At 64.0% G+C, this 18,691-nt stretch carries 15 protein-coding genes; 7 read left to right on the forward strand and 8 right to left on the reverse strand.

All coding sequences use genetic code 11. The annotated features are described in order from the left end of the window. The first annotated feature begins 48 nt into the window (after positions 1-48). From purN to ACO07W_RS15190, 4 genes are all read left to right on the forward strand, one after another. A complete protein-coding gene (purN, locus tag ACO07W_RS15175; protein ID WP_421844394.1) occupies positions 49-696 on the forward strand; it encodes a phosphoribosylglycinamide formyltransferase in 648 nt (215 codons plus the stop codon). Beyond that, positions 693-2,264: a bifunctional phosphoribosylaminoimidazolecarboxamide formyltransferase/IMP cyclohydrolase gene (gene purH, locus ACO07W_RS15180; RefSeq protein WP_421844396.1), complete on the forward strand. Its 1,572-nt coding sequence runs from the start codon at positions 693-695 to the stop codon at positions 2,262-2,264. The genes purN and purH overlap by 4 nt, the downstream gene beginning before the upstream one ends. Before the next feature lie 102 nt (positions 2,265-2,366). Further along, positions 2,367-3,752 carry a sigma 54-interacting transcriptional regulator gene (locus tag ACO07W_RS15185; RefSeq protein ID WP_421844398.1) on the forward strand — a complete coding sequence of 462 codons (1,386 nt, stop codon included), beginning with the start codon at positions 2,367-2,369 and terminating at the stop codon, positions 3,750-3,752. Continuing rightward, complete coding sequence (locus tag ACO07W_RS15190; RefSeq protein WP_421844400.1) at positions 3,745-5,745, forward strand: VWA domain-containing protein; 2,001 nt, start codon at positions 3,745-3,747, stop codon at positions 5,743-5,745. The genes ACO07W_RS15185 and ACO07W_RS15190 overlap by 8 nt, the downstream gene beginning before the upstream one ends. A gap of 81 nt (positions 5,746-5,826) precedes the next feature. Here ACO07W_RS15190 and ACO07W_RS15195 read toward each other — a convergent pair whose 3' ends face one another. The 8 genes from ACO07W_RS15195 to ACO07W_RS15230 all read right to left on the reverse strand — a co-directional run bounded on the left by ACO07W_RS15195 (position 5,827) and on the right by ACO07W_RS15230 (position 15,881). Then, on the reverse strand, positions 5,827-6,636 hold the full coding sequence (locus ACO07W_RS15195) for an enoyl-CoA hydratase/isomerase family protein (protein ID WP_421844402.1): 810 nt from the start codon (positions 6,634-6,636) through the stop codon (positions 5,827-5,829). An 89-nt stretch (positions 6,637-6,725) separates the two neighbouring features. Beyond that, positions 6,726-7,328 (reverse strand): DUF1707 SHOCT-like domain-containing protein, encoded by a 603-nt coding sequence (locus ACO07W_RS15200; RefSeq protein ID WP_421844404.1) that lies wholly within the window; start codon positions 7,326-7,328, stop codon positions 6,726-6,728. Between the two features lie 87 nt (positions 7,329-7,415). Continuing rightward, positions 7,416-8,207 (reverse strand): enoyl-CoA hydratase family protein, encoded by a 792-nt coding sequence (locus tag ACO07W_RS15205; RefSeq protein WP_421844406.1) that lies wholly within the window; start codon positions 8,205-8,207, stop codon positions 7,416-7,418. Then, positions 8,207-9,385 carry an acyl-CoA dehydrogenase family protein gene (locus tag ACO07W_RS15210; RefSeq protein ID WP_421844408.1) on the reverse strand — a complete coding sequence of 393 codons (1,179 nt, stop codon included), beginning with the start codon at positions 9,383-9,385 and terminating at the stop codon, positions 8,207-8,209. The genes ACO07W_RS15205 and ACO07W_RS15210 overlap by 1 nt, the downstream gene beginning before the upstream one ends. After that, positions 9,382-11,385: a biotin carboxylase N-terminal domain-containing protein gene (locus ACO07W_RS15215; RefSeq protein ID WP_421844410.1), complete on the reverse strand. Its 2,004-nt coding sequence runs from the start codon at positions 11,383-11,385 to the stop codon at positions 9,382-9,384. The genes ACO07W_RS15210 and ACO07W_RS15215 overlap by 4 nt, the downstream gene beginning before the upstream one ends. 5 nt (positions 11,386-11,390) lie before the next feature. Then, positions 11,391-12,986, reverse strand: a complete 1,596-nt coding sequence (locus ACO07W_RS15220; RefSeq protein WP_421844412.1) for an acyl-CoA carboxylase subunit beta — start codon at positions 12,984-12,986, stop codon at positions 11,391-11,393. A 46-nt stretch (positions 12,987-13,032) separates the two neighbouring features. Beyond that, positions 13,033-14,181, reverse strand: coding sequence for an acyl-CoA dehydrogenase family protein (locus ACO07W_RS15225; protein WP_421844414.1), 1,149 nt, complete (start codon positions 14,179-14,181; stop codon positions 13,033-13,035). Continuing rightward, positions 14,178-15,881, reverse strand: a complete 1,704-nt coding sequence (locus ACO07W_RS15230) for an acyclic terpene utilization AtuA family protein (RefSeq protein ID WP_421844416.1) — start codon at positions 15,879-15,881, stop codon at positions 14,178-14,180. Before ACO07W_RS15230 ends, ACO07W_RS15225 begins: the two co-directional genes overlap by 4 nt. 316 nt (positions 15,882-16,197) lie before the next feature. Between ACO07W_RS15230 and rpmF the strand changes: the two genes are divergently transcribed. Genes rpmF through ACO07W_RS15245 form a run of 3 tightly spaced genes read left to right on the forward strand, consistent with a single transcriptional unit; the run spans position 16,198 to position 18,669 of the window. After that, positions 16,198-16,374: a 50S ribosomal protein L32 gene (rpmF, locus tag ACO07W_RS15235; protein WP_421844418.1), complete on the forward strand. Its 177-nt coding sequence runs from the start codon at positions 16,198-16,200 to the stop codon at positions 16,372-16,374. A gap of 52 nt (positions 16,375-16,426) precedes the next feature. Further along, complete coding sequence (gene mprA / locus ACO07W_RS15240) at positions 16,427-17,113, forward strand: two-component system response regulator MprA (RefSeq protein ID WP_421844420.1); 687 nt, start codon at positions 16,427-16,429, stop codon at positions 17,111-17,113. Then, positions 17,113-18,669 (forward strand): ATP-binding protein, encoded by a 1,557-nt coding sequence (locus ACO07W_RS15245; RefSeq protein ID WP_421844422.1) that lies wholly within the window; start codon positions 17,113-17,115, stop codon positions 18,667-18,669. The genes mprA and ACO07W_RS15245 overlap by 1 nt, the downstream gene beginning before the upstream one ends. Positions 18,670-18,691: the final 22 nt, after the last annotated feature.

Raw genomic sequence — 18,691 nt, forward strand, 5'->3', positions numbered from 1 at the left:
CACCGCCCACTCATCTGTCCGGTGTCGCCGCCCGACTAGGCTCGCGATGTGCAGGAACGGCTCTATGTACCCCCAAGTGCGCCGGCGCGACTGGTAGTGCTGGCGTCGGGCACAGGTTCGCTGCTCAGCACGCTGATCGATGCAGCCACAGGCGACTACCCGGCGCGGGTTGTCGCGGTCGGCGTCGATCGCCAATGCCGTGCTGCCGAGATCGCCGAGTCGGCAGCGGTGCCGGCCTTTACTGTCCGGCCAGCCGATCACTCGAGTCGCGATGCTTGGGACGCCGCGATTGCTAGCGCCACCGCCGCCTATTCACCCGATCTAATTATTTCTGCGGGTTTCATGAGAATCCTCGGGCAACAGTTTCTTTCACGATTCGACGGACGAATTTTGAATACTCATCCGGCGCTGTTGCCGGCCTTCCCGGGCGCGCATGGAGTGGCGGATGCGCTTGCCTACGGTGTGAAGGTCGCCGGCTGTACGGTGCATTTGGTGGATGCCGGCACCGACACCGGGCCGATATTGGCGCAGCGCGCCGTTGCCGTACGCGACGGCGACGACGAAGAGACGTTGCACGAACGCATCAAGGTAGCCGAGAGGCAGCTGTTGGTGGAAGTGGTGCGCGCCGTTGCGACCGGCGGGGTGACCTTGGTCGGGCGAAAGACGACGATCGGACGAGAGGCAGCCATAGGATGACCACCGATGACTCAAGAAGGCCGATCCGCCGGGCGTTGATCAGCGTCTACGACAAGACCGGACTGATCGACCTCGCCCAGGGCTTAAGCGCTGCCGGGATCGAGATCGTGTCGACCGGATCAACAGCGAAGACTATTGCCGGCGAAGGGATTCCGGTAACACCAGTGGAGGAGTTGACCGGATTTCCCGAGGTGCTTGATGGCCGGGTCAAGACACTGCACCCGAGGGTGCACGCGGGATTGCTGGCTGACATGCGCAATCCGGGCCATGTCGAGTCTCTTGGTCAGCTCGGGATAGCCGCGTTCGAACTTGTCGTGGTCAACTTGTACCCGTTCAGTGAGACCGTCGAGTCCGGCGCCGGAGTCGACGAGTGCGTCGAACAGATCGATATCGGCGGGCCTTCTATGGTCCGGGCTGCTGCCAAGAACCATCCCAGCGTTGCGGTGGTCACCGACCCGCTTGGATATGACGGAGTGCAAGCTGCGGTGCGCACTGGTGGATTCACCCTTGCAGAGCGGAAAAGGCTTGCTTCGTTAGCATTTCAGCACACCGCGGAGTACGACATCGCTGTGGCCACCTGGATGCAGGAAACACTGGCGCCTGAGCAGCCGAAGGCGGCCTTTCCGCAGTGGTTTGGCAGCAACTGGCGGCGCTCGACAACCCTGCGCTACGGCGAGAACCCGCATCAAAGCGCGGCGCTCTACTGCGACTCTGGCGCCTGGCCGGGGCTGGCGCAGGCCGAACAGCTGCATGGAAAAGCAATGTCCTACAACAACTTCACAGATGCCGATGCGGCGTGGCGGGCCGCGTTCGACCACGAACAGACGTGTGTGGCGATCATCAAGCACGCCAATCCGTGCGGTATCGCAATTTCGTCGGTTTCGGTCGCCGACGCGCACCGTAAGGCCCACGAGTGCGATTCGTTGAGTGCCTACGGCGGAGTGATCGCTGCCAACACTGAGGTCAGCACTGAGATGGCCGAGTGTGTAAGCACGATCTTCACCGAAGTGATCGTGGCCCCCGCCTACGCTCCGGGCGCCCTTGATCTGCTCATGCGAAAGAAAAATATCCGAGTGCTGGTTGCCTCCGAACCGCCCCGCGGTGGCGCCGAACTGCGTCCCATCAGTGGCGGACTCTTGATGCAGCAGCGGGACCAGCTCGACGCTCCCGGTGACAACCCGGCGAACTGGACTTTGGCCGCCGGAGCGTCCGCCGACCCCGCGACATTGACCGATCTGGTTTTCGCGTGGCGCACCTGCCGCGCGGTCAAGTCGAATGCCATCGTTATTGTCGCCGACGGCGCCACCGTGGGTGTCGGCATGGGGCAAGTCAATCGGGTTGACGCCGCGCGGCTAGCTGTCGAGCGCGGCGGTGATCGGGTTCGTGGTGCGGTGGCGGTCTCCGATGCATTTTTCCCGTTTCCCGATGGCCTGGAAACGCTCACCGCTGCCGGAGTCAAGGCGGTCGTTCATCCCGGAGGCTCGGTACGCGACGACGAGGTGACTGCGGCAGCGGCCAGAGCGGGCATCACCTTGTACCTCACCGGAGCGCGTCACTTCGCCCACTAGCCGCCGGTGCTGCCGCAGCGGCGGGCGCACTAGGGACAGGGGTGCGGAGATCGGACTTTCGCTGACGACATGACGACTGCAGGCAGCGCGTCGTAGCTTGGAGTGGTGACGTCACACAACAACCTGCCTCGAACTGTCGGTGAACTGCGTGCATCGGGTCATCGTGAACGCGGAGTTAAGCAGGAGATACGCGAAAATCTGCTGACTGCCTTGGCCGACGGCGACGATGTCTGGCCGGGCATCCTGGGCTTCGACGACACCGTGGTCCCGCAGCTGGAGCGTGCGTTGATCGCAGGTCACGACTTCGTCCTGCTCGGCGAGCGCGGTCAGGGTAAAACTCGGCTGCTCCGGGCGCTGGCCGGATTGCTCGACGAATGGACGCCGGTAATCTGCGGGGCCGAACTTGGTGAGCATCCCTATACGCCGATCACGCCAGAGTCGATGCGTCGGGCCGAGCAGCTCGGCGACGATCTGCCAGTGGCGTGGAAGCACCGCAGCGACCGCTACACCGAGAAGCTGGCCACCCCCGATACCAGCGTCGCGGACCTGGTAGGCGACATTGACCCGATCAAGGTCGCGGAAGGCCGCAGCCTCGGGGACCCGGAGACCATTGCTTACGGGCTTATCCCGCGGGCACACCGCGGCGTTGTTGCGGTCAACGAATTGCCCGACCTTGCCGAGCGCATCCAGGTGTCGATGCTCAACGTGATGGAGGAGCGTGACATCCAGGTACGCGGCCACACGCTGCGGCTGCCACTGGACGTATTGGTGGTTGCCAGCGCCAACCCGGAGGATTACACCAACCGCGGTCGCATCATTACTCCGCTGAAAGATCGATTCGGCGCGGAGATCCGCACCCACTATCCGCTGGAGCTAGAAGCTGAGATGGGTGTCATCGGACAAGAAGCGAACCTGAGCGCGCAGCTGCCGGAATATCTAATGCAGGTTTTGGCGCGATTCGCCCGCTACCTGCGGGAATCCCAATCGATCGATCAGCGCTCCGGTGTGTCGGCCCGGTTCGCGATCGCAGCTGCGGAAACAGTCGCGGCCTCGGCCAGGCATCGAGGTGCGGTCCTGGGCGAGACTGATCCCGTGGCCCGGGTCGTTGATCTGGGCACGGTGGTCGACGTTCTGCGTGGCAAGCTGGAGTTCGAGTCCGGCGAAGAAGGTCGCGAACAGGCTGTGCTTGAGCACCTGTTGCGCCGAGCGACCGCCGATACCGCGGCAAAGGTCCTGGGGGGCGTCGACGTGGGCTCGTTGGTGGCTGCGGTCGAAGGTGGTTCCGCGGTCACGACGGGCGAGCGAGTGTCGGCCAAGGATGTGCTGGCCGCAGTCCCCGGGTTGCCGGTGGTCGAAACTATCGCCGACAAGCTCGGCGCCGAATCAGAAGGGGAGCGCGCCGCGGCATTGGAACTTGCCCTGGAAGCGTTGTACTTGGCGAAGCGGGTGGACAAAGTGTCGGGGGAGGGCCAAACCGTTTATGGCTAAATCGCCCAGGGGGCACTCGCAGCGCTACTCGGCCTACACCGGTGGAGCAGACCCGCTGGCTCCGCCGGTTGATCTGCGCGAGGCGCTTGAACAGATAGGGCAAGACGTCATGGCGGGCACCTCGCCACGGCGGGCACTGTCCGAGCTGTTGCGGCGAGGCACCGCCAATATGCCTGGGGCAGACAGCTTGGCGGCTCAGGTTAACCAGCGCCGGCGGGAGTTGTTGCGCCGCAACAACCTCGACGGCACCTTGCAGGAGATCAAGAGGCTGCTCGACGAGGCGGTGCTGGCCGAGCGCAAGGAACTGGCCCGGGCACTCGACGACGACGCCCGGTTCGGTGAGTTGCGATTAGATGCGCTTCCGCAGTCGCCGGCCAAAGCCGTCCAAGAGTTATCTGAATACGACTGGCGCAGCGGTGAGGCTCGCGAATCCTATGAGCAGATCAAGGATCTACTCGGCCGCGAGATGCTCGACCAACGGTTCGCCGGTATGAAGCAGGCTCTTCAAGGTGCCACTGACGAGGATCGTCAACGCGTCAACGAAATGTTGGACGACCTCAACGAGCTGTTGGACAAACACGCGCGGGGCCAGGATTCCCCGCGGGATTTTCGCGACTTCATGAACAAGCACGGCGATTTTTTCCCGGAGAATCCACGCAATGTAGAAGAGCTGCTGGACTCACTTGCGAAGCGGGCGGCCGCCGCGCAACGTTTCCGAAACAGCCTGAGCGACGAGCAGCGCGACGAACTGGATGCCCTGGCGCAGCAAGCGTTTGGTTCGCCAGCACTCATGCAAGCGTTGGATCGGCTCGATGCGCATCTTCAGGTCGCGCGCCCTGGCGAGGATTGGGCCGGCTCCGAGCAGTTCTCCGGTGAGAATCCGTTGGGTATGGGGGAGGGCGCACAAGCGCTGGCCGATATCGGTGAGCTGGAGCAGCTGGCCGACCAGCTGTCGCAGAGTTACCCCGGCGCCACCATGGACGATGTCGATCTCGACGCGTTGGCACGCCAGCTTGGTGACCAGGCGGCCATTGATACCCGAACACTCACCGAATTGGAACGCGCTCTTGTCAACCAGGGTTTCCTCGACCGTGGCTCGGACGGCCAGTGGCGACTCTCGCCGCAGGCTATGCGCAGGCTAGGTGAGACGGCATTGCGCGATGTGGTGCAACAGCTTTCCGGTCGTCGCGGCGAGCGTGATCACCGCCGGGCTGGGGCCGCGGGCGAGCTGACCGGTGCGACGCGACCCTGGCAGTTCGGCGACACCGAGCCGTGGCACATTGGTCGTACGATGACCAACGCCGTACTAAGACAGGCGGGAACATCGGTCGCGAACGCTTCGGCAGTCCGGGCTGTTCCGATTCACATAACCATCGACGATGTCGAGGTGTCGGAGACTGAAACTCGCAGCCAGGCTGCGGTTGCGCTGTTGGTTGACACGTCCTTTTCGATGGTGATGGAGAATCGTTGGCTGCCGATGAAGCGAACGGCGCTGGCTCTTAACCACCTGGTGCGCACGCGTTTTCGGTCGGATGCGTTGCAAATCATCGCGTTTGGCCGATATGCCCGCACAATGACAGCCGCTGAGTTGACGGGATTGGAGGGCGTCTACGAGCAAGGCACGAACCTGCACCACGCCCTCGCGCTGGCGGCGCGTCACCTACGTCGGCATCCGAGCGCGCAGCCGGTGGTGCTCGTGGTGACCGATGGCGAGCCGACTGCTCACCTCGAGGACATCAATGGCGAAGGCTCGGCTGTCTTCTTCGACTACCCGCCGCACCCACGCACCATTGCACATACTGTGCGCGGGCTCGACGATGTGGCGCGGCTGGGTGCGCAAATAACGATTTTCCGGCTGGGCAGTGACCCCGGGCTGGCTCGATTCATCGACCAGGTTGCGCGACGCGTGGAAGGCCGTGTCGTGGTGCCTGACCTCGACGGGCTGGGTGCGGCCGTGGTAGGCGACTATCTGCGGTCGCGGCGGCGCCGCTAACGCATCACTGGGCGTCACTCGCATGGTGCGATTGTCCGTGCTGAAGACGATTGATTGCGCTGGCAGCGGGCCGGCTAGCCGTCAACTCGACTTTGGGTTGCTCGGATTGCGATTGAACACCGGTGTGCGCTTCTCTAGGAACGCGAGGATGCCCTCTTGTGCGTCATCGGAACCCAATGTTGCGTGGACGGCTCGCCGCTCCGCGGCGAGCAGCTCGGGCAGGGGGCGATGCTGGCAATCGTGCAGAGCGTTGAGTACGCCTCGTACGGCGAGTGCGGGTTGTCTTGCCAGCTCCAGAGCGAGATCGGTTGCCCGGTCCTTTAGCTCGTTGAGGGGCCAGACCTCGTCGACGAGACCGATTGCGTGAGCTTCGGGTCCGCTTAGCGTCTTGGCGCGCAGAATCATGTCGAGCGCGTGCTGTCGCCCGACGGTCTTGGCCAACCGCGCTGACCCGCCCCAGGCGGGGGTGGCACCGAGGTGCATTTCGGGCAGACCGATCGATGCGCCCTCGGCGGCGGCGAGCCGGAAGGTGCAGCCCAGCGGAAGCTCGAGGCCGCCGCCGAGGCTGTGGCCGAAGAGGGTAGCCACCGATGGCTTAGCCATCGTCTCGATGCGCTGGATGAGTTCGAGGCGTCGGTCGAAGAACTTGTCGACGCTGCCTGCCGCCTGGATGCCTGCAGGCAGCTCTTTGAGGTTCATGCCGACCGAAAAGTTCTCCAGTCCTTCGGCCGTGATGACAAAGGCCCGAATCGTTGGGTCGCCGGCGATGTCCTCGACGACCTCGCTGAGGCGTTCGATGTAGGCGAGACTCATCCGGTTCAGCGGCGCATCCAAGTTGGTGACGATCGCGACACCGCCGTCGAGCTTCTCGTACCGAAGTGATTCATCCATGGCCGCCGCCGAGTGTACGCGCATCCGAGCGCGCCTGGCAGGTGTCTTGGCGGCGGCTGGTGAATACGTCTGACCTGGGACTAAGTCAGTTACTTGCGGGACTTGCGCGGCTTGCGTTTGATGCCCACGCCGCCCCACAACGAGAAGCCGTGAATCTTCACCCGCGGTGCGCCTCGGGCGCCCTCGCCGCCGATCTCACGGTCGAAGCCACCCATCACACCGTGGCCGTCAATCTCGACGTTGACTTCCGGTGGCAACACGATCGTTTGCATGCCCATTATCGAGTACGCGTGGATTTCGACTTCGGGAGAAGTGAAATCGGCATAGCGCAGATCCACCACGCCGCTACCCCAGAAGGCCAAGGTGGTCAGCTTTTTTGGCACGTTCCATCGGCCGCGCCGCTCGAACCCACTCATCAGGGCGAGTAGCAGCGTAGACGGTGCCGGATTGCATTTGCCGCCGCGGCGCGGGCTCACCGCCGAACCCGGTAGGTCAGCCCGAAGCTGGTCGAGCTCCTTGTAGGTGGTTGCCGCGTAGGCCTTGGCAAGTCGGTCTTCGTACTCGTTTAGCGGCAGGCGACCTTCTTCAGCCGCGTAAGCCAGCAACTGCGCGATCTGGATGCGGTCGGTGTCCGCCGCGCGTGACGGTTCGTCGCCCGCACCCTTGGCGTCACGTTGCGCTGTGTTGCTCATCACCCTTGAGCCTACGACGTCTGGGTTTTGCTGCAAGGGGTGTTGGCTAAACTGCAATCATTCTCCAACCGTTGAGCGGTCGCTGTCTCACCCGCTGACCCAGCTGGGTGGGCGTTTCTGCAGGAAAGCGAGCATTCCTTCGCGCGCCTCGTCGGAGGCGAACAGCCGGGCGGATTCGGCGGCAAGTCGTTCGGCGTCGCGGTCGAAACCGTCGAGCACGGCTGTTGTGGTCAGTGCCTTCGACGCCGCAAGGCCCTGCGGTGAACCGCGGCCCACATCGGTGACCAAAGCGTCGACCGCGCCGTCCACGTCGTCGGCCGCTAATGTCACCAAGCCGATCTGCGCGGCTTCGTTGGCACCAAACTTCTCGCCGGTCAGGTAGTAGCGGGCGGCAGCGCGAGCCGACAGCTTCGGCAGCAGCGTCAGCGAGATGATCGCCGGGGCGACCCCGATCCGGGCCTCGGTCAGCGCAAAAGTGCTGCGCGGCCCAGCGACGACGATGTCGCACGCACCGATCAGGCCCAATCCGCCGGCCCGGACGTGCCCATTGACGGCGCCGATCACCGGCAGCGGCGATTCGACGATGGTCCGAAGCAACGCGGTCATTTCCCTCGCTCGCGTCACCGCGGGGTCTTGCGGGTTGGCGTCGTCGGCCGCAGACGACTCGGAGAGATCGGCCCCGGCGCAGAAGGTGCCCCCGGTGTGTCCGAGCACCACTACTCGCACCGCAGGATCCGCCGTGGCATCGCGCAGTCCCTGGCGAAGCTGGCTGACGAGGGCGCTGGAGAGCGCATTGCGGTTACGCGGAGAATTCAGTGTCAGCCGGGCGAGCGGGCCTCCGCAGGCGGCCGGCCCGGCGTAGTCGACGACCGTTTCCATCAGTACGACCGGGGCAGGCCCAGCGATGTTTGGGCCACAAAGTTCAGCACCATCTCGCGACTGATCGGCGCGATCCGCGCCAGGCGAGACGAGGTCATCAAAGCGGCGACGCCATACTCCTTGGTGAGTCCGTTGCCGCCCATCGATTGCACAGCTTGGTCGACGGCGCGTGTCGCTGCTTCGGCCGCAGCGTATTTGGCCATGTTGGCTGCCTCGGCAGCACCCATGTCGTCGCCGTGGTCATAAAGTGTTGCGGCTTTCTGCATCATCAATTTGGCAAGTTCGACCTCGATGTGGCACTGCGCGAGAGGATGGGCCAGGCCCTGGTGTGCGCCGATCGGGGTGGACCAGACTTTGCGGGTTTTTACGTAGTCGACGGCCTGGCCCAGCGCAAACCTTCCCATGCCCACCGCGCTGGCCGCACCCATAATGCGTTCTGGGTTAAGCCCCGCGAATAGCTGCGCGATCGCTGCGTCCTCGGCGCCGACCAGTGCATCGGAGGGCAACCTCACGTCGTCAAGGAACACCTGAAACTGGCGCTCGGGGCTAACCAGCTCCATCTCGATCGGGGTGTAGGTGAAACCGGGAGCGTCGGTGGGCACCACGAACAATGCCGGACGCAGCTTGCCGGTCTTGGTTTCCTCTGTGCGCGCCACTACCAGCACCGCTTGCGCCTGATCGACGCCGGAGATGTAGACCTTCTGACCATTGATGATCCAGTCGCTGCCGTCGCGACGGCCGGTCGTGGTGATGTTGTGCGAATTGGAACCGGCGTCGGGCTCGGTGATCGCGAACGCCATCGTCAACGAACCGTTGGCGAGACCCGGCAGCCAGCGCTGCTTCTGTTCTTCGGTGCCGAACTTGCTGATTATGGTGCCGTTGATAGCCGGCGAGACCACCATCAGCAATAGCGAGCAACCTGCGGCTGCCATCTCCTCCATGATCAGTGCCAGCTCATACATTCCCGCACCGCCGCCGCCGTACTCTTCGGGGAGGTTCACGCCGAGAAAGCCCAGTTTGCCTGCTTCGGACCACAACTCGTGGGTGTGTTCGTGGGCCCGCGCCTTGGTTGTGTAGTACTCGTTGCCGTAGTTGGACACCAGGGCTGCTACTGCTTTGCGTAGTGCCTGGCGTTCCTCGTTCTCGATGAAGCTGGTATCCGAGCCGGTTTGGGTCATTTTGTTTCTCCTTGGGCACCTGGGGATTCGGGTGCTTCTACTCTTGCCAAGACGGCTCCTACTTCGACTTGCTCGCCGGCCCGCACGTTGAGGTGTGTGAGCACGCCGTCAGTTGGAGCGGTGACGGTGTGCTCCATCTTCATTGCCTCCAACCAGATCAGCGGTTGGCCCGCAGCGACGGTGTCGCCGATCTGTGCGCCCAGCCGCAGGACATTGCCCGGCATGGGCGCCACTAGCGACCCCTGCTCGATAGCTGAGCCTGCATCGGGGAAACGGGGCAGCGCGATCAGATGAACGGGACCGAGTGTCGAATCGACATAGATATCGTGCCCGTGGCGTGCAACCGCAAAGCTGCGGTCCACGCCGTCGGCCTTACCGCCGTACGTCAGCACCACCTCGTCTGCGGTGGCTGAGACAAGTAGCACGGATGTGTCCGCCGGAAGCTCCAATAGGCCTCTGGTGAAGCGGTATTCGATACGGTGCTCGTTGTCGAAGTCGTCGCGGTAAGTCTTGACTTGATAGGCGGACGCCAGGTTGCGCCAGCCGCTGGGAATGGAGCCGAACACCGGCGCGACAGCCCGGTTGTGCGCGGCGTCGGCCAGCGCGGCGGCGATGGCCGACAACCGGATGGCTACCGGGCTGGCCAGCGGTGCCGAAAGTTCCACCAGGCCGTGCGTGTCGAAAAATGCGGTGTCGGTGGCGCCGTCGAGGAATGCGTGATGGCGCAGCACGTTCACCAACAGCTCGCGGTTGGTGCGGATGCCGTGCAGGCGCGCGCGGGCTAGCGCGCTCGCAAGCACCCGTGCTGATTGCTGGCGTGTCGGAGCGTAGGAGATCAGCTTGGCAAGCATCGGGTCGTAGTGGATCGACACCATCGATCCGTCGACAATCCCGGAATCCAGCCGAACCCCGGTCTGTTGCTGCAGCGAGCGGAATTGCGCGTTAACCGCGGGGACGTCGACGGTGTGCATTCGGCCGGCCTGCGGCTGCCAGTCGTGCGCCGGATCTTCCGCGTAAAGTCGGGCCTCGATCGAATGTCCCCGCGTTGCGGGCGGCTCGCTGTCGATCCGACTACCTTCGGCAACCGCCAGCTGCAGTTCGACGAGATCCAGCCCGGTCGTCTCCTCGGTGACCGGGTGTTCAACCTGCAGTCGGGTGTTCATCTCCAGAAAGTAGAACTCTCCGTCGTCATCGGCGAGGAACTCCACGGTGCCGGCCCCGTGGTAGCCGATCGCGCCAGCAGCCAGCCGGGCGGCGTCGAAAAGCTTGGCGCGCATCCCCGGGGTGCGTTCCACCAAGGGCGACGGGGCCTCTTCGATGATCTTTTGGTGCCGGCGTTGAATCGAGCATTCTCGTTCTCCGACCGCCCAGATGGTGCCGTGCGTGTCGGCGAGGATTTGAACCTCAACATGGTGGCCGGTGGGTAGGTAGCGCTCACAGAACACGGTCGGGTCGCCGAACGCCGACTGCGCTTCCCGTCGGGCTGCGGCGACCTCGCTGGCAAGGGCGGATAACTCGCGGACAACCCGCATTCCGCGACCGCCGCCACCCGCGGAAGCTTTGACCAGCACTGGCAGCTGCGCAGCGGTGACCGTGTCCGGGTCGAGTTCTTCGAGTACCGGTACCCCGGCGGCGGCCATGAGTTTCTTGGACTCGATCTTCGATCCCATCGCACGTACTGCGGCTACCGGTGGACCGACCCAGGTGAGCCCTGCTTCCAGGATTGCGGCTGCGAACTCTGCGTTCTCCGAAAGGAAGCCGTAGCCGGGGTGCACCGCGTCGGCATTTGCCGAGCGCGCGGCCGCGATGATGGCCTCGGAGTTCAGATAGTCGTTGACGCGCCGCAGCTGTACTCGAGCGTCGGCTTCGCAGACGTGTGGTGCCTCGGCATCGGGTTCGGTATATACGGCAACTGTGTCCAACCCCAGGCGCCGGCACGTGGCGAACACTCGTCGAGCGATCTCACCTCGGTTGGCAACGAGGACTCGCGTGATAGGCATTGGCATCACATCCGGAAGACGCCGAAGTTCGACGTCCCTTTGATAGGGCCATTAGCAATGGCGGACAGGCACATTCCCAGCACAGTTCGAGTGTCGCGTGGGTCGATCACCCCGTCGTCATAAAGTCGCCCGGACAGGAACATCGGCAGCGACTCCGCTTCGATCTGCGCTTCGATGGCGGCCCTCAGTGATGCGTCGGCGGCTTCGTCGACTTCTTGGCCGCGGGCTTGGGCGGCAGCCCTGCTGACGATGGATATCACGCCTGCCAGCTGGGTGCCTCCCATCACCGCGGCTTTCGCTGAGGGCCAGGCGAACAAGAATCTGGGGTCGTAGGCTCGGCCGCACATGCCGTAGTGCCCGGCGCCGTACGAAGCGCCGATGAGCAGTGAAATGTGGGGGACAGTGGAGTTGGACACGGCGTTGATCATCATCGACCCGTGCTTGATCATGCCCCCTTCCTCGTAGTCCTTGCCGACCATGTAGCCGGTGGTGTTGTGCAAGAACAGCAGGGGCGTGTCGACACGGTTGGCCAGCTGGATGAATTGGGTGGCTTTCTGGGACTCTTCACTGAACAGGACACCGCGGGCGTTGGCAAGGACACCCACTGGATAGCCGTGCACACGGGCCCAGCCGGTAACCAGCGAGGAGCCGTACATCGGCTTGAATTCGTCGAATTCGGACCCGTCGACGGTGCGGGCGATCACTTCCCTCGGGTCGAAGGGGACACGCAGATCTGAGGGCACGATGCCGATCAGTTCCTCGGGATCGTAGAGCGGTTCGGTCACCGGCCCGGGTGCCGGTCCCTGTTTGACCCAGTTCAGCCGCGCGACGATGCGCCGGCCGATCCGTGTCGCGTCGAGTTCGTCGACGGCGAAGTAGTCGGCCAAACCCGATATTCGGGCATGCATTTCAGCGCCGCCTAGGGACTCGTCGTCGGACTCCTCGCCGGTCGCCATCTTGACCAGTGGCGGGCCGGCCAGAAAGACTTTCGAGCGTTCTTTGATCATCACCACGTGATCGGACATCCCCGGGACATAGGCACCGCCGGCGGTCGAGTTGCCGAATACTAGTGCGATAGTCGGGATTCCGGCCGCGGAAAGCCGGGTGAGGTCTCTGAACATTCTGCCGCCGGGGATGAAGACTTCCTTCTGGGTGGGCAGGTCTGCCCCTCCGGATTCCACCAACGAAACGACCGGCAACCGGTTCTCTAGGGCGATCTGGTTGGCCCGCAATATTTTTCGCAGCGTCCAGGGATTGCTGGTGCCGCCTTTGACGGTTGGGTCGTTGGCGACGATCATGCACTCCACGCCTGAGACGGCACCGATGCCGGTAACGAGGCTGGCGCCGACCTGGAATTCGCTGCCCCAGGCCGCCAACGGGCACAGCTCGAGGAACGGCGAGTCGGGATCGACGAGCAACTCAATGCGTTCCCGAGGGGTCAGCTTGCCCCGGGAGTGGTGGCGGTCGACGTACTTGGGACCGCCACCGGCGAGCGCGTGAGCCAGTTCGTTGTCGATCTCGTTGAGCTTTGTGGTTGTTGCCGACACCGCGTCGGCGTAGGCCGGAGCGTTCGGGTCCAGCGTGGACTTCAATACGGTCATGACGACCGCCGATGGCGCAGAGCAAAGCGATGAAGAGTTGGTGCGATCATGATCGATACCCCAGCGTCTTGGCGGCTAGCGCGGTCAGGATTTCCGTGGTGCCCCCGCCGATTCCCAGGATGCGCATATCCCGGTATTGGCGTTCGACTTCGGACTCGGCCATGTAGCCCATACCGCCGAACAGCTGGACGGCTTGGTGGGCAACCCACTCCCCGGCCTCTACTGCGGTGTTCTTGGCGAAACACACTTCGGTGATGAGGTTGGTTTCGCCGGCGAGCTGACGCTCAACAACATTGCGGGAATACACACGGGCGACGTCGATGCGGCGCGCCATCTCGGTGAGGGTGTTCTGCACCGTCTGTCGCGAGATCAGTGGGCGGCCGAACGTCTCCCGGTCGCGGCACCACTGCACTGAAATGTCCAGACATCGCTGCGCACTGGAATAGGCCTGTACGGCCATGCTGATGCGTTCGGCGACAAAGGCCTGCGCGATCTGGGCGAATCCAGTGTTCTCGTCGCCGACCAGGTTGGCCGCCGGCACTCGCACGTCGGTGTAGGACAACTCGGCGGTGTCCGAGGATCGCCACCCCATTTTTTCCAGCTTACGGTTGACTTCGAAGCCGGGTGTGCCCTTCTCGACCACCATCAGCGAAACCCCGGCTGCGCCGGGCCCTCCGGTGCGCACCGCGGTGACGACATAATCGGCGCGAACTCCAGAAGTGATGTAGGTCTTTGCGCCGTTTATGACGTAGTCGTCGCCGTCTCGCACAGCGGCGGTTCGCAAGTGTCCGACGTCTGATCCGCCGCCGGGTTCGGTGATGGCCAGTGCGCCGATTTGGTCGCCGGCCAAGGTGGGCCGTACAAACGTGTCGATGAGCCGCGCGTCTCCCGACGCGATCATGTGCGGTACTGAGATACCGCAAGTGAACAGCGATGCGAAGACCCCGCCCGGGGTGCCGGCCTGGTGGATCTCCTCGCAGATGATCGCCGCGTCCGCGCCGTCTCCTCCGCCGCCGCCAACCGCTTCGGGTAGGCCGGCGCCCAGCAGGCCAGCGGCCCCAGCGCGCCGGTGCAGGTCGCGTGGTAGCTCGCCGATTCGCTCCCACTCGTCGATGTGCGGCAGGATTTCCCGTTCGGCGAAAGCGCGCACGGTTGTTCGCAGCTGTTCACGCTCCGGTGTGGTCCAGATGGTCACAGCACCCTTTCCGGGATGTCGACATATCGGCTACGCAGCCATTCGCCGAGCCCCTTGGCTTGCGGATCGAAACGTGCCTGGTAGGCCACGCCTTGACCGAGGATGCCCTCGATGACGAAGTTCACCGCCCGCAGGTTGGGCAGGACGTGGCGGACGACTTCGAGGCCGGCCGTCTCGGGAAGCAGCTCCTTGAGCAGCTCGACGGTCAGTGTGTTGGCAAGCCAGCGCCATTGCTCGTCGGTGCGGACCCACACGCCGACGTTGGCCGATCCGCCTTTGTCGCCGCTGCGCGCGCCGGCGATCAGTCCCAGCGGCGCGCGCCGGGTTGGGCCGGCTGGCAGCGGGTCCGGTAGCGGCGGAGGGGCGGCTGGTGCAAGTTCGCCGGTGTCGGTGGCGCAGGGGATCTCGGTGCGGGTGCCGTCGGAATGTACGGCGATGTGTGGCACCTGGTTGGCGTCGACGTAGCCGGCTGTGAAGACGCCGTACACCTGTCCCTCGCCGGGGGGAGCCGTGACGGTGAAGCCTGGATAGCTGGCGAGCGCTAGTTCGACCGCTGCCGAGGAGAACTTGCGCCCTACCTTGGCTGGGTCGGGATCTCGCACGACACAACGAAGTACCGCGCTGGCTGTCTCTTCGGTGTCGGCGTCACGATGGTCGGTGCGGGCCAGATTCCACTGAAGTTCTGCGGGTTTGACAGGCAGTGCGGCCTCGAGCTGGTGTCGGACCAAGTCGGCTTTCGCTTCGATGTCCAGCCCGGTGAGCACGAACGTGATGGTGTTGCGGAAGCCACCGATGCTGTTCAGCGACACCTTGTAGGTGGGTGGAGGTGGCTCGCCGGTCACGCCGCTGATGCGCACCCGGTCGGGGCCGTCGGTAGACAGTTCGATGCTGTCCATCCGTGCCGTCACGTCTGGGTTGGCGTATCGGGCGCCGCTGATCTCATAGAGCAGCTGGGCGGTAACGGTGTCCACGTTGACCAGGCCCCCGGTGCCGGGGTGTTTGGTGATCACGGCGGTCCCATCTGCGTTGACCTCGGCCAGCGGGAAGCCGGGGTGGAGCAGGTTTGGGATTGCTGGGACCTCGGTGAAAAACGCGAAATTGCCGCCGGTGGCCTGAACCCCGCATTCGATGACGTGGCCGGCGACCACGGCACCGGCAAGTCGGTTGTAGTCGGTAGCGCCCCAGCCGAAATGCGCGGCAGCGGCCCCGACGATTACCGAAGCGTCGGTGACCCGTCCGGTGACGACGACATCGGCGCCGGAATTGAGGCAGTCGACGATTCCCCAAGCGCCCAGGTAGGCGTTCGCAGTCAACGGCGTTCCGAGGCCGAGCTCTGCCGCCCGGGGTGCCAGGTCGTCGCCTTCGACGTGAGCGATCCGGGCGGGGATTCCCAGGCGTTCGGCTAGCGTGCGGATTGCGGCGGCTAGTCCAGCGGGATTCAGACCGCCGGCGTTGGCCACGATGCGAATCCCCCGGTCACGAGCCAGTCCCAGGCAGTCCTCGAGTTGGGTGAGGAAGGTCTTGGCGTAGCCCCGGTCGGGGTTCTTCATCTTGTCGCGGCCGAGGATCAGCATGGTCAGTTCGGCCAGATAGTCGCCGGTAACGAAGTCCACCGGGTTGTCCGGGGCGCCATCGGTGAGCATTTCGCGCATAGCGCTCAACCGGTCGCCGTAGAAGCCCGAGCAGTTCGCGATACGCACGGCGCCAGGGTGTGGAGCCAAGCGCGTCCTCCCTTCAGTGGTGCGAGCGGCGCAGACAGCCAACCAACCGGTAGGTTAGCGGGTGTTGCTGGTGTCACGTCAAGAATGCCTAGTGCGAGTCGATTGCGGGGGTCTCTTGTCGGCGCATTTCGCGAGTCGTGTGAGTGGGCGCCGTGATATGCGTCAGCCAGTCGGCGAATTTTGGCTAGGGGCAGGTCAGCGGCTATCGTTGAGATCAAATGTCGCCGCCCGGCCGATCAACCAGGCTGCGTGGCGCACCCGCCCGGATACCCCAATCGAGGAGTAAGGCCCGATCATGGCCACACCCAAGCGCCGGATGTCGCGCGCGAATACCCATAGCCGGCGCTCGCAGTGGAAGGCCGCTCGGACCGAGCTGGTCAGTGTGACGGTGGCAGGACAGCCGCACAAGGTGCCCCGTAGGCTGCTCAAGGCGGCTCGCCTGGGGCTCATCGATTTGGATCGACGCAAGTAACAGCGGCGCGCTTCTCAGGCCGCTCTCAGGCGCTAGTACGAAACTGGTATCTGTGCGGATACTTGTCGTTGATGACGATCGCGCTGTGCGCGAGTCGCTGCGCAGGTCGCTTTCCTTTAACGGCTACACAGTCGAGCTTGCTCACGACGGAGTTGAGGCCCTTGAACTGATTGCCGGTGACCGGCCCGACGCACTTGTTCTCGATGTCATGATGCCGCGTCTGGACGGTCTGGAGGTGTGTCGTCAGCTCCGTAGCACCGGCGATGACCTGCCGATCCTGGTTTTGACGGCACGCGATTCCGTTTCTGAGCGAGTCGCCGGTCTAGACGCCGGAGCCGACGACTATTTGCCGAAACCGTTCGCCCTCGAAGAGCTGTTGGCCCGCATGCGCGCATTGCTGCGCCGAACCAAGCCCGACGACGAGGCCGAGTCGGTGGCTATGACGTTTTCGGATCTGGCTTTGGACCCGGTAACCCGCGAGGTCGCGCGCGGAGAACGCCGGATCAGCCTGACCCGAACCGAATTCGCCTTGCTGGAGATGTTGATCGCCAATCCGCGGCGGGTATTGACCCGCAGTCGCATCCTTGAGGAGGTGTGGGGATTCGACTTTCCTACCTCCGGTAACGCGCTGGAAGTCTATGTTGGGTATTTGCGCCGTAAAACAGAGGCCGATGGTGAGCCGCGGCTGATCCACACCGTACGGGGAGTGGGTTACGTGCTTCGCGAAACGCCGCCCTGATGCTCGGGTTCCGCCGGTCCGTGCGAGTGGGCCGCGCACCGCTACGAGCTCCCAGCTCGTTGTCGTTGCGTTGGCGGGTAATGCTGCTGGCAATGTCAATGGTGGCCATGGTGGTCGTGCTGATGGCATTCGCCGTCTATGCGGTGATCTCGGCAGCGCTCTACAGTGACATTGATAACCAGCTGCAGAGCCGAGCCCAGCTGCTCATCGCCAGTGGTTCGTTGGCCGCCGATCCAGGCAAGGCTATCGAGGGCACCGCCTACTCGGACGTCAACGCGATGTTGGTGAACCCCGGCCGGTCGATCTACACCGCTAACCAGCCTGGTCAGGTGCTGCCGGTTGGAACGCCGGAGAAGGCAGTCATCCGCGGCGAGTTGTTCATGTCGCGGCGTACCGCCGCGGATCAACGGATACTGGCCATCCACCTTCGCAATGGCAGTTCGTTGCTGATTTCCAAGAGCCTGGTCCCGACCGAAGCAGTCATGACCAAACTCCGCCTGGTGCTGCTGATCGTCGGCGGCGTTGGTGTGGCGGTGGCTGCGGTGGCTGGGGGGATGGTTACTCGTGCCGGGCTGCGGCCGGTAGCTCGGCTCACCGAAGCGGCTGAGCGCGTTGCGCGTACTGATGATCTTCGGCCCATCCCCGTGTTCGGCAGTGACGAGTTGGCAAGGCTGACCGAGGCATTCAACCTGATGTTGCGGGCCTTGGCTGAGTCTCGTGAACGGCAGGCGCGGCTGGTCACCGACGCTGGACATGAGTTGCGCACCCCACTGACGTCGCTGCGCACCAATGTCGAGCTGCTCATGGCCTCACTGGCTCCGGGAGCGCCGAGGCTGCCCGAGCAAGAGATGGTGGATTTGCGCGCCGACGTCGTGGCGCAGATCGAGGAACTTTCAACCTTGGTAGGCGATTTGGTGGACTTGACTCGAGGTGATAAGGGCGAAGTGGTCCACGAGCCGGTCGACATGGCCGAAGTTGTTGACCGCAGTCTGGAGCGAGTTAGGCGGCGGCGCAACGATATTCACTTCAACGTCGAGGTGATTCCCTGGCAGGTCTACGGTGATTTTGCCGGGCTGTCGCGGGCGGTGCTCAATCTGATGGACAACGCGGCCAAATGGAGCCCGCAAGGCGGCAATGTCGGGGTATGGCTCAGGCAGCTCGACCCGTCACACGCCGAGCTGGTGGTTTCTGACCACGGTCCCGGTATTTCCGCGCACGAGCGCGGTTTGGTGTTTGAACGGTTCTACCGGTCGACTTCGGCGCGTGCATTGCCCGGTTCGGGTCTGGGGTTGGCAATCGTCAAACAAGTCGTGCTCAACCATGGTGGATCGCTGCGGGTTGGCGATACCCATCCCGGCGGTCAGCCCCCGGGGACATCAATCTTCGTGCTGCTGCCCGGTCGCCCGATGCCCACTTCGGAGTACCCGGGTTCTGCGGTTGGCGCCGGTGCGGCTCCCGGGGCCAAATCTGCGGGAGGACGCGCTGGAGATAACGAGAACTTTCCGGGTTCGTCGAACGTTGTCTCAGTGGAATCTCAGTCCGCACAGGCAAGGTAGTGGTGCAGCTAGTGTTGGGGGG

Source organism: Mycobacterium sp. (assembly GCF_965230835.1).
Classification (GTDB): Bacteria; Actinomycetota; Actinomycetes; order Mycobacteriales; family Mycobacteriaceae; genus Mycobacterium.

What these genes read in the sequence shown, in the direction of transcription:
- purH (WP_421844396.1), top strand. Translation starts at nt 693, where the DNA reads ATGACCACCGATGACTCAAGAAGGCCGATCCGCCGGGCGTTGATCAGC.
- ACO07W_RS15190 (WP_421844400.1), top strand. Translation starts at nt 3,745, where the DNA reads ATGGCTAAATCGCCCAGGGGGCACTCGCAGCGCTACTCGGCCTACACC.
- ACO07W_RS15195 (WP_421844402.1), bottom strand. Translation starts at nt 6,636, where the DNA reads ATGGATGAATCACTTCGGTACGAGAAGCTCGACGGCGGTGTCGCGATC.
- ACO07W_RS15200 (WP_421844404.1), bottom strand. Translation starts at nt 7,328, where the DNA reads ATGAGCAACACAGCGCAACGTGACGCCAAGGGTGCGGGCGACGAACCG.
- ACO07W_RS15205 (WP_421844406.1), bottom strand. Translation starts at nt 8,207, where the DNA reads ATGGAAACGGTCGTCGACTACGCCGGGCCGGCCGCCTGCGGAGGCCCG.
- ACO07W_RS15210 (WP_421844408.1), bottom strand. Translation starts at nt 9,385, where the DNA reads ATGACCCAAACCGGCTCGGATACCAGCTTCATCGAGAACGAGGAACGC.
- ACO07W_RS15215 (WP_421844410.1), bottom strand. Translation starts at nt 11,385, where the DNA reads ATGCCTATCACGCGAGTCCTCGTTGCCAACCGAGGTGAGATCGCTCGA.
- ACO07W_RS15220 (WP_421844412.1), bottom strand. Translation starts at nt 12,986, where the DNA reads ATGACCGTATTGAAGTCCACGCTGGACCCGAACGCTCCGGCCTACGCC.
- rpmF (WP_421844418.1), top strand. Translation starts at nt 16,198, where the DNA reads ATGGCCACACCCAAGCGCCGGATGTCGCGCGCGAATACCCATAGCCGG.
- ACO07W_RS15245 (WP_421844422.1), top strand. Translation starts at nt 17,113, where the DNA reads ATGCTCGGGTTCCGCCGGTCCGTGCGAGTGGGCCGCGCACCGCTACGA.